At 64.9% G+C, this 12,735-nt stretch carries 11 protein-coding genes; all 11 read left to right on the forward strand.

The features are described 5' to 3' along the window. Positions 1 to 188 precede the first annotated feature (188 nt). The 11 genes from AC1POX_RS05525 to AC1POX_RS05575 all read left to right on the forward strand — a co-directional run bounded on the left by AC1POX_RS05525 (position 189) and on the right by AC1POX_RS05575 (position 12,320). Positions 189 to 1,247, forward strand: coding sequence for a pilus assembly protein PilM (locus AC1POX_RS05525; protein ID WP_011348458.1), 1,059 nt, complete (start codon positions 189 to 191; stop codon positions 1,245 to 1,247). Then, complete coding sequence (locus AC1POX_RS05530) at positions 1,247 to 2,029, forward strand: PilN domain-containing protein (protein ID WP_011348457.1); 783 nt, start codon at positions 1,247 to 1,249, stop codon at positions 2,027 to 2,029. Before AC1POX_RS05525 ends, AC1POX_RS05530 begins: the two co-directional genes overlap by 1 nt. Then, positions 2,026 to 2,691, forward strand: coding sequence for a type IV pilus inner membrane component PilO (locus AC1POX_RS05535; RefSeq protein WP_008575845.1), 666 nt, complete (start codon positions 2,026 to 2,028; stop codon positions 2,689 to 2,691). Before AC1POX_RS05530 ends, AC1POX_RS05535 begins: the two co-directional genes overlap by 4 nt. Further along, positions 2,688 to 3,221 (forward strand): pilus assembly protein PilP, encoded by a 534-nt coding sequence (locus AC1POX_RS05540; RefSeq protein ID WP_007974439.1) that lies wholly within the window; start codon positions 2,688 to 2,690, stop codon positions 3,219 to 3,221. The genes AC1POX_RS05535 and AC1POX_RS05540 overlap by 4 nt, the downstream gene beginning before the upstream one ends. Before the next feature lie 19 nt (positions 3,222 to 3,240). After that, positions 3,241 to 5,115: a type IV pilus secretin PilQ gene (locus AC1POX_RS05545; protein ID WP_372356838.1), complete on the forward strand. Its 1,875-nt coding sequence runs from the start codon at positions 3,241 to 3,243 to the stop codon at positions 5,113 to 5,115. A gap of 157 nt (positions 5,116 to 5,272) precedes the next feature. Beyond that, the gene (locus tag AC1POX_RS05550) at positions 5,273 to 6,292 is read left to right on the forward strand and encodes an AAA family ATPase (RefSeq protein ID WP_029820183.1); all 1,020 of its coding nucleotides are present in this window, start codon (positions 5,273 to 5,275) and stop codon (positions 6,290 to 6,292) included. 20 nt (positions 6,293 to 6,312) lie between these two features. Further along, complete coding sequence (locus AC1POX_RS05555; RefSeq protein WP_011348454.1) at positions 6,313 to 7,275, forward strand: DUF58 domain-containing protein; 963 nt, start codon at positions 6,313 to 6,315, stop codon at positions 7,273 to 7,275. A 2-nt stretch (positions 7,276 to 7,277) separates the two neighbouring features. Next, positions 7,278 to 7,739, forward strand: coding sequence for a DUF4381 domain-containing protein (locus AC1POX_RS05560; protein ID WP_029820182.1), 462 nt, complete (start codon positions 7,278 to 7,280; stop codon positions 7,737 to 7,739). Beyond that, positions 7,736 to 8,752, forward strand: coding sequence for a vWA domain-containing protein (locus tag AC1POX_RS05565; RefSeq protein WP_041469803.1), 1,017 nt, complete (start codon positions 7,736 to 7,738; stop codon positions 8,750 to 8,752). The genes AC1POX_RS05560 and AC1POX_RS05565 overlap by 4 nt, the downstream gene beginning before the upstream one ends. Continuing rightward, the gene (locus tag AC1POX_RS05570; protein WP_372356839.1) at positions 8,740 to 10,575 is read left to right on the forward strand and encodes a VWA domain-containing protein; all 1,836 of its coding nucleotides are present in this window, start codon (positions 8,740 to 8,742) and stop codon (positions 10,573 to 10,575) included. The genes AC1POX_RS05565 and AC1POX_RS05570 overlap by 13 nt, the downstream gene beginning before the upstream one ends. Next, entirely contained in the window at positions 10,572 to 12,320 is a 1,749-nt protein-coding gene (locus tag AC1POX_RS05575; RefSeq protein ID WP_372167181.1) for a BatD family protein, read from the forward strand. The genes AC1POX_RS05570 and AC1POX_RS05575 overlap by 4 nt, the downstream gene beginning before the upstream one ends. The last annotated feature ends 415 nt before the right edge of the window (positions 12,321 to 12,735 follow it).

The raw sequence follows: 12,735 nt of genomic DNA on the forward strand, positions 1-12,735 counted from the left end.
TTCTTGGTCACAGAGTATAGATGACGCCGAGTTTGGCTGGGGCCGAACTCTGGGGATCGCAGAAGACAGCACTGGGGTCGCGTCGCCGGGTCATTGCCTAGCGCGTGAAGGGCTTGTCAACTGTTAAAATTTGATTATTAATACGAGGGCGCACATGCGTCCAAGTGCCCGTCGGCAGGGGAGTTACCGTGGGGCTTTTACCCAAGAGTCAGTCGCCACTGATTGGTGTCGACATTAGTTCTACTGCCGTGAAGCTCTTGCAGCTATCGCGCAGCGGGAACCGTTTTCGCGTGGAACATTACGCGGTGGAACCATTGCCGCCGAATGCGGTCGTGGAAAAGAACATCGTCGAAGTGGAGGCGGTGGGCGAAGCCATTCGCCGCGCCATCAACCGTTCCGGCAGCAAGGCCAAGAACGCGGCCGCTGCTGTCGCCGGGTCGGCGGTGATCACCAAGTTGATCCCGATGCCGGCCGATCTGGACGATAGCGACCTGGAAGCCCAGGTCGAACTGGAAGCCACCAATTACATTCCGTACCCGATCGAGGAAGTCAATCTCGATTTCGAGGTGCTGGGCCCGATGCCCAACAGCCCGGATATGGTGCAGGTGCTGCTGGCCGCCTCGCGTTCGGAGAATGTGGAACTGCGCCAGTCGGCGCTGGAACTCGGCGGTTTGACCGCCAAGGTCATGGACGTGGAGGCCTTCGCGGTCGAAAACGCCTTCGCCCTGGTCGCCAGCGAATTGCCGGTGGCCGCTGACGCAGTCGTTGCGCTGGTGGATATCGGCGCCACCATGACCACGCTGAGCGTGCTGCGCTCCGGTCGCAGTCTGTATAGCCGCGAGCAGGTGTTCGGCGGCAAGCAGCTCACCGACGAAGTGATGCGCCGTTACGGGCTGACCTATGAGGAGGCTGGCCTTGCCAAGCGTCAGGGTGGCCTGCCGGAAAGTTACGAGGTCGAGGTGCTGGAGCCGTTCAAGGAAGCCACGGTGCAGCAGATCAGCCGTCTGCTGCAGTTCTTCTATGCGGGAAGTGAGTTCAACCGCGTCGACTGCATCGTGCTGGCCGGCGGTTGCGCCGCGCTGGCGCGCCTGCCGGAGATGGTGGAAGAGCAGCTCGGCGTGACCACGGTCGTTGCAAATCCGCTTGCCCAGATGACGCTTGGCCCGAAGGTTCAGGCCCATGCGCTGGCGCTGGATGCGCCTGCATTGATGATCGCCACCGGCCTGGCCCTGAGGAGCTTCGACTGATGGCAAGAATCAATCTATTGCCCTGGCGCGCGGAGCGCCGAAAGGCACGCGAGCGCGAGTTCTATTCGATGCTGGGCTTCGCCGCATTGGGCGGCGTGCTGTTGTCGGCGTTGATCTGGTTCTATTACGACGCGCAAATCAGCGGCCAGACCGAGCGCAATGCGTTTCTGACCACCGAGATCGACAAGGTCAAGGCGCAGAACGAAGAGATCAAGGAACTCGACAAGAAGAAGGACCGCCTGCTTGCCCGCAAGAAGGTGATCGAGGAACTGCAAGCCAACCGCTCGCAGATGGTGCACCTGTTCGATTCGCTGGTGCGCACCATTCCCGATGGCGTGGCGCTGACCAACATCAAGCAGGATGGCGACATCCTCACGCTGGAAGGTCGCTCGCAATCGAATGCGCGGGTCAGTGCATACATGCGCAACCTGGAAAGCTCGGGCTGGATGACCAATCCGGACCTGTCGATCATCGAGGCCAAGAGTCAGGACAAGGCCGGTCAACCTGCCGCGTCGTCGATGGACACCAAGACGCTGCCGTACGTGTTCACGCTCAAGGTCAAGCTGGCCAACCCGAACGAGGCTGACAAGAACGGCACCGCGCCGGGCGCAGCGGATCCGGCTGCGCCGGGCACCGCAGCACCGGGTGCTGCGCCTGCTGGTGCGACGCCTGCTGCTCCGGCAGCGGCGCCTGCACCCGCAACGCCGCCGGCCGCTGCTCCTGCACCGACGCAGGCAGCACCGGCGCCAGCCAATCGGCCGCAGGAGGGGGCGGCGTCATGAGTAAGAAATCATTCAAGCTCAGCGATCTGGATTTCAACAACATCGGTGGTTGGCCGCAGCAGGCGCGCATCGTGTTCTGCGTGGTGGTCGGCTTGTTCATCATGGTGCTGGCCTGGTTCCTGTTGATCAGCAGCAAGCGCGATGAACTGGAAGGCCTGGAAAGCACCGAATCCCAGCTGCGCACCGAGTTCGAGACCCAACAGGGCCGCGCGGTGAACCTGGAGCCGCTCAAGCAGCAGCTCGCGCAGATGGAACAAGTGCTGCAGCAGATGCTGCGTCAGCTGCCCAGCAAGACCGAAATGCCGGATTTGATCATCGACATTTCGCAGACCGCGTTGTCCAGCGGCCTGTCCAACGAGCTGTTCCAGCCTGGTCCGGAATCGCCGAAGGAGTTTTACGCCGAAAAGCCGATCGCTCTGCGCATGGTGGGCAGCTACCACCAGTTTGGTGCCTTCGTCAGCGGTGTGGCCTCGCTGCCGCGCGTGGTGATCCTGACCATGCACGACATCAACCTCAAGCCCAAGGACCCCAAGGCCGGCATCGGCCCGCGCGGTGCGCTGGAGCTGTCCGGAACGGTCAAGACCTATCGTTATCTGGACGACGAGGAAATGGCCGAGCAGGAAAAGGCTGCGGCCAACGCTGCGAAGAAGGGCGGCCAATGACCATGAAATTGCTCAAGATTCTGTCCTGTGTGGCGTTAATTGCAGTATTGCCGGCGTGCACGCGCGGTGTGACCAGCACACCGGGCGATGCGCCGAATCTGGAAGCCTGGGTTGCCGAGGTGCGCGCGCGTCCTGCGCCGCCGCTGGAGCCATTGCCGGTGATGCAGCAGTTCGAGACCTTCGAATATGCAGCGCAGGCGATGCGCGACCCGTTCAGCGATGCCTGGGTCAGCGCGGAAGGTGGCAACGGCACGCGTCCGGATCCGAACCGGCGCAAGGAACCGTTGGAAGCCTTTCCGCTCGACGCCCTCGACATGGTGGGGACCATTGGCGGCGGTTCGGGCCTGATCGCATTGGTGATGGCGCCTGACAAGGTGACCTACCGGGTGCGGCCGGGTGTGTATCTGGGACAGAGCGATGGCCGGGTGACCGGGGTCTACGAAGACCGCATCGAGCTGATTGAACTTGTGCCGGACGGTGCGGGTGGATGGCTTGAACGGCCGGCCGCACTCGCATTGGATGATCAATAAAGTGATAGGGGATAGCACGATGACGTTTTCCAATGCCCAGCGGCTGCGTCCGGTACGACGCCACGCGATCTTCCAGGCCTGCGCGTTGGGGTTCGCGCTGGCACTGGCGAGCGGCAGCGCGTTCGCCGCCGCGGCGCTGACTCAGCCCGCGCAGGATCCGGCCAAGGTCGCTCCGGCGAGCCTGGCGGTATCCAAAATCGATTTCAAGCGCGGCGAAGACGGCGCTGGCCGTCTGATCCTGCAGTTCGACGGCCAGGGCGCCAGCCCGGACCTGCGGACGCAAGGCGACAACGTGCTGGTGGACATCAGCAATGCCAAGCTACCCGCCGAGCTGCAACGCCCGCTCAATGTCACCGACTTCGCCACGCCGGTGCAGCGCGTTGAAGTGAAGCCGTCCGGCTCCGGTTTGCAGCTGGTGCTGTCGACCAAGGGTGCCTTCGACTCGCTGGCCTACCAGACCGGCAACGAATACGTGGTGGAAATCACCCCGCGCAAGGGCCAGCCGGCGGTTGGCGGTGTGAGCCCGGCGGCGGTCACGCAGGCTGCCGCGCAGATCGCTGCGCGCGGCTACAGCGGCCGCCCGGTGACGTTCAACTTCCAGGACGTGCCGGTGCGCACCGTGCTGCAGCTGATCGCCGAGGAGTCCAACCTCAATATCGTCGCTTCCGACACCGTGCAGGGCAACGTCACGCTGCGCCTGATGAACGTGCCGTGGGACCAGGCGCTGGACATCGTGCTGCGTGCCAAGGGCCTGGACAAGCGCCGCGATGGTGGCGTGGTTTGGGTCGCCCCGCAACCGGAGCTGGCCAAGTTCGAGCAGGACAAGGAAGACGCCCGCATCGCGATCGAGAACCGCGAGGACTTGATCACCGATTATGTGCAGATCAATTACCACAATGCGGCGCTTATCTTTAAGGCGCTGACGGAGGCCAAGGGAATCGGTGGTCAGGGCGGCCAAGGTGGCGGCGGAGCAGGCCAGCAGGACAACGGCTTCCTGTCACCACGCGGACGCCTGGTTGCCGATGAGCGCACCAACACCTTGATGATTAGCGATATTCCCAAGAAAGTCGCGCAGATGCGCGAGCTGATTTCGCATATCGACCGTCCCGTCGATCAGGTGCTGATCGAAGGCCGTATCGTGATCGCTACAGATACGTTCGCACGCGATCTGGGGGCACGGTTCGGGCTTGGTGGTACGCACACCTACGGCGATAACGTTGCCACCATCGGCAATACCGTCAGTGGCGGTGGAACTGCTGCTGGTCGAGGTCTGAACGTGAATTTGCCGACCGGCGCTTTCACCAGTGGCGCATCAGCACCGAGCCTCGCTTATACGCTCCTGGGTTCCAATTTCAATCTGGATCTTGAATTGTCTGCACTTCAGCAAGAAGGGCGCGGTGAGGTGATCTCCAACCCTCGTATTGTGACCTCCAATCAGCGCGAAGGTGTTATCAAGCAAGGCCGCGAGATCGGTTATGTGACCATCACCGGTGGCACGGCTGGTCAAGCTGCAACGCCCAACGTCCAGTTTAAGGAAGTGCTGCTGGAGCTCAAGGTGACCCCGACAATCACCAACGATAATCGCGTCTTTCTTAATATGAATGTCAAGAAAGACGAAGTTGACCAGCTGATCGAGCTGCCCAACTACGGCACGGTGCCGTCGATCAATCGTCGCGAGATCAATACGGCCGTGCTTGTGGATGATGGTCAGACGGTCGTCATTGGCGGCGTGTACGAGTTCACCGATCGCGCAAGTGTCAACAAAGTCCCGTTCCTGGGCGACGTGCCGTTCCTTGGCAATCTGTTCAAGAGCCGTGGCCGCCAAAAGAACAAGGCGGAGTTGCTGGTCTTCATTACACCCAAGGTACTGCGAGTGGCTTCTGCCGTGCATTGATCCGTACGCACCTGGGTACTGCAGAGGGCCAGACATGTCCATGGACATGCCTGGCCTTTCTCATTTTGCCAGCCAGCCAGCATGAACTCGATCACTCACTGAACATCCCAACGCCGCCAATTGAACCAATCGCGTTCGAATCGGTCACACTGGACCTATGAACGCACCGCCACTGCTCCCTCCCGAAGCCGTTGCCGCGCCCGCCGAGGACCGGCTGCACCGTCAATTCACCTCGCTGCGCGAATCGCTTGCGCAGCGCATCATTGGCCAGGCAGCGCTCGTGGAGCGGCTGTTGATTGCCTTGCTGGCCGATGGCCATCTGCTCGTCGAGGGCGCGCCCGGGTTGGCCAAGACCACCGCGATCCGTGCGCTGGCTTCGAGGCTGGAAGCGGATTTTGCACGGGTGCAGTTCACCCCGGACCTGCTGCCTGCCGATCTGACCGGTACCGAAATCTGGCGGCCGCAGGACAGCCGGTTCGAGTTCATGCCCGGGCCGATCTTCCACCCGATCCTGCTGGCCGACGAAATCAACCGCGCACCAGCCAAGGTGCAATCTGCGCTGCTGGAAGCGATGGGCGAGCGGCAGGTGACGGTCGGCCGGCATACCTATGCGCTGCCGCAGTTGTTCCTGGTGATGGCGACGCAGAATCCGATCGAGCAGGAGGGTACGTTCCCGCTGCCCGAAGCGCAGTTGGATCGCTTTCTGATGCATGTGCGTATCGGCTATCCCCTGGCTGACGCCGAGGCAGAAATCCTGCGCCTGGCACGCGAGTCCGCCCGCGACACGCTGGAAAAGCACGAGACCGTACCCGACAAGATTCCATTGGAAGATGTCTTCGCCGCGCGCCGTGTGGTGCTTGACGTGCATCTGGCACCGCAGCTGGAACGCTATCTGATCGAAATCGTGCTGGCCTCGCGCGATGCCAAGCGTTACGACCCGGCATTGGCACGGAGGATCGCCTGGGGCGCCAGCCCGCGTGGCTCGATCGCACTGGAACGGTGCGCGCGCGCACGGGCGTGGCTGGCCGGGCGCGACTACGTGACGCCGGACGATATCCGCGCCATTGCCCCGGACGTACTGCGGCATCGCGTCCTACCCAGCTACGAGGCCACCGCCGAGGGTTGGGACGGCGAACGCCTGATCGCTGCACTGCTCGAAAAGATTCCGCTGCCCTGATCGGGCAGCGTCGCTGAGGTATGCCGCACTCTCGCCAGACACCGATGTCTTCGATGCCGTTCTCGTCCCCTGAAGCCGCCACCTCGCCAGTCGCTGGCGATGGAGTGCGCCCAGCGCTTGCAGAACTGATTGCGCTGCGCGGTACTGCAATCCATCGCGGTCAACCGGGACGTGGCCGGCACGGGGTGGTGGGGCCGGTGCCGGCCGCCACGCGCGGGCGCGGCATGGAATATGCCGAGTCGCGTGAGTACGTGGCTGGCGATGATGCGCGGCATATCGATTGGCGCGTGACCGCGCGAACCGGGCGAGCGCACACCAAATTGTTTCAGGCTGAGCGCGAGCGTTTGAGCCTGATCGTGGCCGATACCTCGCCTGCGCTCTTCTTCGGTACGCGCGTGCGCTACAAATCGGTGCAGGCCGCACGCGCCGGCGCGGTCGCCGCATGGCTGGCGCAGCGCCAGGGCGATCGTATTGCAGCCTTGCGCGGCACCGCGAGCGAGGCGCCGATTGCGCCGCGGTCCGGTCAGCGTGGTGTGCTGCCGGTGTTGGATGCCTTGGCGCGTTGGTATGCCCAGCCGCCGTCCGGCGATGCGGGGCTGGAGGTGGCGCTGGATCATGCGGCGCGCCTGTTGCGCCCCGGCGCGCGCCTGACCGTGCTGGCCGATGCGCGCAGCGCCGGCCGGATTTCTGCCACGCGCTGGTCGGGCTTGGCCTTGCATCACGAGGTGGTGGTGATCGTGCTGGTCGATCCGCTGGAACTGGCGCCACCGGCACGTGCAGTCACCTTCGACGTGCGTGGCGAGCGCATCGCGATCGATCTGTCGACCCAGGCCGGACGTGCACGCTGGCAGGCCGAATTCGTCGCGCCGCTGGAGCATTTGGGATCGCTCCTGCAGGCACGCGGCGTGCGCTTGCATCGCCTGTCCACCGACGATGCCAGCGATGCGTGGTTGGGCGGCAGCCCTGCCGCGCGGAGTCGCTGACGATGTCCCCGCAGTCGCTGCCGCTGCGTGATGTGCATCTGCCGCCGTCGCCGTCGTGGTGGCCGCTGGCACCGGGCTGGTGGCTGGTGATCGCGGTTGTCGTGCTGGTGGTGGGGAGCGCATGGGTCTGGTGGTGGCGCCGGCGTCAGTGCCAGCGCCGCTGGCTGGCTGCGTTCGATGCGGAACTAGCGCGCGCCACGACGCCTGCGCAGCGCTTGGCGGCCGTGTCGGTGTTGCTGCGACGTGCGGCGCGGCGCGTCGACCCGCAGGCCGACCGCTTGCAGGGCGAGGCGTGGTTGCAGTTTCTGGATGGGCGCAAGCGCAAGGACCAGGTGTTTTCGCAGGGGCCGGGCCGGGCTGTACTGGAAGGCGGCTTTCAGCGCGCACCCACCATCAGCGATCTGCCTGCGGTAGAAGCGTTGGCGCGGCAGCGCTTTGTGGCGTTGATGCGGGGCCGGCGATGAACTGGTTGCAGTGGTCGCAATGGCAGGATGCGTTGGCGCACTGCGCCTGGCCGTGGGCGTGGTGGCTGATGCCCTTGCCGTTGCTGATGTGGTTCTGGCCCCAACGCCGCGCCGATGCGGCCGCACTCCGCGTGCCATATGCGGAGCAGTTGCAGGCGGTGGCGCAGGCCAAAAGCGCGCCGGTGCTGCGGATGCCGCGTTGGCTGGCGTGGCTGGCTTGGTTTTTGTTGTGTGCCGCGCTGGCACGTCCGCAGCAATTGGGCGAGGTGATTCAACCACCGCGCGAGGCGCGCCAGATGATGTTGGCGGTGGATCTTTCGGGCAGCATGAGCGAGCCCGACATGGTGCTTGGTGGCAAGGTGGTAGACCGGCTCACCGCCGCCAAGGCCGTGCTGTCGGACTTTCTGGATCGGCGCGACGGCGACCGCGTCGGTCTGCTGGTATTCGGCCAACGCGCGTATGCGCTGACACCGTTGACCGCGGATCTGACCTCCGTGCGCGATCAGTTGAGCGACAGCGTGGTGGGCTTGGCCGGGCGCGAAACCGCGATTGGCGATGCGATCGCCTTGTCGGTCAAGCGCCTGCGCGAACAGAAGCAGGGCCAGCGCGTGGTGGTGTTGCTCACCGATGGCGTCAATACCGCTGGCGTGCTCAATCCCCTGAAGGCCGCGGAACTGGCCAAGGCCGAAGGCGTGCGCGTGCATACCATTGCCTTCGGCGGCAGTGGCGGCTATTCCTTGTTCGGGGTACCGATTCCGGCCGGTGGCAACGACGACATCGACGAAGACGGGCTGCGCAAGATCGCCCAGCAGACCGGCGGGCGCTTCTTCCGCGCCCGCGATACCGAGGAGCTTGCCGGCATCTATGCCGAGCTGGATCGGCTGGAACCGGTCAAGGGACTGGGGCCTTCGGTGCAGCCGCGCGTCGAGCGTTACTACTGGCCATTGGGCGCGGCAATCGTCGTTGCCCTGTTGGCCTATATGCTGCCGCGGAGGTGGCAATGGACGCGCTGACCGAGCTGGCGGGGTGGCTGCAGTCGTTACATCTGTTGCGCCCGACGCTGTTGTGGGCGCTGTTGGCGATCGTACCGGCGGCTGCGCTGTGGCACTGGCGTCGCCGCGATGCCGACGTCTGGCGGCAAAGCGTGGATGCGCATCTGTTGCCGAAGCTGTTGGTCTCCGGCGGTCGGCGCGGATGGCTGGGATTCGTGCTGGCTGCGCTGACCTATGCGTTGGCCGTGATTGCGATGAGCGGGCCGAGCTGGCGGCAGACCGAGCGCCCGGTGTTTCAATCGAGCATGCCGCTGGTGGTGGTGCTGGACCTGTCGTCCAGTGCCAACGCAACCGACCTGCCGCCTTCGCGCCTGCTGCAGGCGCGCGCCAAGCTGGCGACGCTGCTGCGCAAACGTGCCGGTGGCGAAGTGGCATTGCTGGTCTATGCAGGCGAGAGCTTCACGGTTGCGCCATTGACCGAAGACAGTGCCAACGTGGCCTTGTTTCTGGATGCGCTGTCGCCGTCGGTCATGCCGGTCGATGGCAAGCGTGCCGACCGGGCGATCGATGCGGCCGCGCAGTTATTGCAGCAGGCCGGCTTCAAGCAAGGCGAGATCCTGCTTGTCAGCGATAGCGCAGATCGCTCCGCCGAAAGTTCGGCGCGGGTGGCACGTTCGCGCGGCTTCAGTGTCTCTGCGCTCGGTGTGGGCGGCGAGCGCGGTGCGGCGTATCGCACGGCCAGCGGTGAAATTGCGCAGGCCAAGCTCGACGAGGGCAGTCTGCGCACCCTGGCCGCGCAGGGGGGCGGGCGCTATGCGCGCATTGCGGCGGACGATGCAGACCTGCGGACGTTGGGCGTGCTCGATCCATCGCAACAGCCGTTGGCCGATGAAACCGCCGAGTCCGATGGCGGCAAGAGCTGGCTCGATGAAGGCTATTGGCTGGTGCTGCCGGTGATGCTGCTGTCCCTGCTGGCGTTTCGTCGCCGCGCGGTGGTGGCCGTGCTGGCGATGGTGTGCGTGCTGGCGATGGTGTGCGTGCTGCCGCTGGCGCAGCCCGCGCACGCGGCCGATGGCACCTTGTGGCAGCGTGCCGATCAGGTGCAACAACAGCGCCTGGATGCCGGGGTGCAGGCGTATCGCAAGGGCGATTTCGCAGCGGCGCAGAAGGCCTTCGAAGCGGTACCGACCGATGAGGGGCTGTACAACCTCGGTAACGCGCTGGCGCGACAAGGCCAGTACGACGCGGCGATCGCGGCCTACGACCGTGCGCTCAAGCAACATCCGAATCAGCAGGACGCCATCGCCAATCGCGCGGCGGTCGATGCGGCGCGCAAGCGCCAGCAGCAGAACAATAAGGATGGCGAGGGGCAGTCCAAGGACCAGAAGCCATCCGGCCAGGATGGGAAGGGGCAACAGCAGGCGGGCCAGAATCAGCAGGACAAGCAATCCGGCCAGGATGGGCAGAATCAGCACGACAGCAAGAACCAACCCTCTGAGGCGCAGCCGCCACAGGACGGCAGGCCACAAGATGCGCAGGCCAAGAACGGGCAGGGCGAGCAACGCAAGCAGGACACGCCGCCGCAATCTGCCGATGCCAAGGCGCAGCAGCAGGCCGATGAGGCACAGCGTCGCAAGATGCAGCAGGCCATGGCGCAGGCGGGCAACAAGCAGGCCGATGCCAGCGGCAAGCAGGAGGCCGCCGTCGCGGGCGAGACGCCGGAACAACGCGAGCAACGTCAGGCGGTGGACGCATGGCTGCGGCGGGTGCCGGACGATCCGGGCAGCCTGCTGCGTACCAAATTCAGGCTGGAATACGAACGCAGGCAACGGGACGGACGATGATCGGCAGACAGCATTTACGTCGCGCGGCAATCGGCATGCTGGCCAGCGTGGCACTGTTGGCGTGCGCGCCGGTGGGTGCGGTCACGCGCGCGTGGCTGGATCGCGACAGCGTCAATGTCGGCGATGTGGCGATGTTGAATATCGAAACCGACCAACGCGGCGTCGACCCGGATTACACGCCGCTGCGCAGCGATTTTTCGCTGGGCGCCAAGAGCGCCAATCAGCAGATGCAGGTGACCAATGGGTCGGTGACGGTGCGTGCCTTGTTCGGCGTGGTACTGACGCCGCGCAGGAGCGGCGAACTCATCGTGCCGGCGATACGCGTGGGCAATGAACGCACCGAACCGCTGCGCCTGCAGGTGGTTGGCGCGGCGAACGATCCCGCGAGCAGCTCCGGCAACGCTGCCGGCGCGCCGAGTGCGGCGCAGGGCAATGAAGAAGCCTTCGTCCAAACCCAGGTGGACGACCCGCAACCCTACGTGCAGCAAAGCGTGGGCGTGGTGGTGCGGTTGTACTTCGCCACCCAACTGGCATCGGGCGAATTGGATCTTGAGGCACCCGATGGGGCATCGATGCAGCGCGTCGGCGACGACGTCAGCTCGGTCAAGGTCGTCAATGGACGCCAATACAATGTGGTGGAGCGGCGCTACCTGCTGGTGCCCGAGCGCAGCGGTCGCCTGCTACTGCCGCCGGCACGTTTCAACGGGCGTTCGGTAGGCGGGTTTTTCGACGATTACTTCGGGCGTGGCAACGGTGAGTTGAGTGCGCGCAGTGCGAGCATTCCGCTGCAGGTGCGCGCGCAACCGGCCAATGCGCCGCAGCCGTGGCTGCCGTTGCGCAGCCTGCAGTTGCGCTACACGACCACGCCTCAGCGGGCGAGAGCCGGTGAGGCGGCCCAATTCGTGGTGGAAGCCAGTGCGCGCGGCGCGACCCAGGCGCAGTTTCCCGAATTGCCCACGCCCAGCGTGCCCGACGCGCAGGTATTCGCCGAGCCGCCGCAATTCGAGGAGCGCTTTGTGGACGGCTCGCCGCAACTGCGACTGACCCGGCGCTATTCGATCGTGCCCAACCGCGCCGGTCCGTTGGTGGTGCCCGGGCTGCAGATGGCATGGTGGGATGTGGGGGCAGGCGCAGCCAAGACCGCGTCACTGCCCGGCCTGACGCTTGATGTGGCGGCAGGTAGCGGTGCGTTTGCGACGCCTGCGCCGGCATCGGCGCCGACTCCGGCACCCGATCAATCGGCGCCGACACCCGATCGCACGCTCACCCTGCAAGCACCATCTCCCGCGCGAACGCCGTGGGGATGGATCGCGGCGGCGATCGGATTTGCGCTTTTGTGGATCGCCACGCTGGTGTGGGCGTTATTGCGTCGGCGCGGTGCTCCGCGCGGTGCATCAGGCGGCAATGAGGGCAACGGCAGCAACGTGCCAGCCCAGGGCAGACGTGCGACCCACGGCGTTGCCGAGTTGCGCCGCGCGCTCGACACCGGCGGCATGGACGAGGTAGCGGCGGTGCTCTGCGGCATGGCCGGCGTTGCCGATATCGATGCAGTGATGGCGGCATTGGCCGACCCGGCGCAGCGTGCAGCCGTGGCGCGCATGCAGCGGGCACGCTGGGGCGGCGACGGCGATGTGACCGGCGCGCGCGCTGCCTTGCGTGAAGCGTTCGCCAAGGGGCCGCGCTGGCGGCATGCAAGTGCGGCCGAACCGGAGGTGCTGGCGCCGCTGTATCCGCCTGCGCCTTGACTGACGGGTTGCTTTGGTGGCGTCCTGGAACGACTGACATATTGGCCGCGCAGTTGCAGCCGGTGTGACGAAGGGTCTGCAACAACGGTACTTCGATTGCTGGTGGGGGATCTGCACACCTAGCAGTGGCTCGTTAGATTTTGTTGGCCGCCATTACTTGCTCTGAGCGGCGACATTGCCTTCCAGCGCGGATAACGCGTCGATTTTGGATGCGCGTGATCTGCAAACTATGGGGCACAGAGCAAGGAGTATTGGCGCTAGGTTAGCCGCAGTGCCCTTGCCCGCCCACCCTCGCCGGACACGCTGCAAGTACGTCCTTGTAAGCTCGGTGGCGGCATCCATGGCGCCAAGGGTCCCGCGACGGTGGGCAAGGACCGGTCAAGTTGGTCGGTGTGCAGAGTTTTCAACAAGCGAT

The sequence above is a fragment of the Xanthomonas sp. NCPPB 3442 genome (assembly GCF_056725145.1).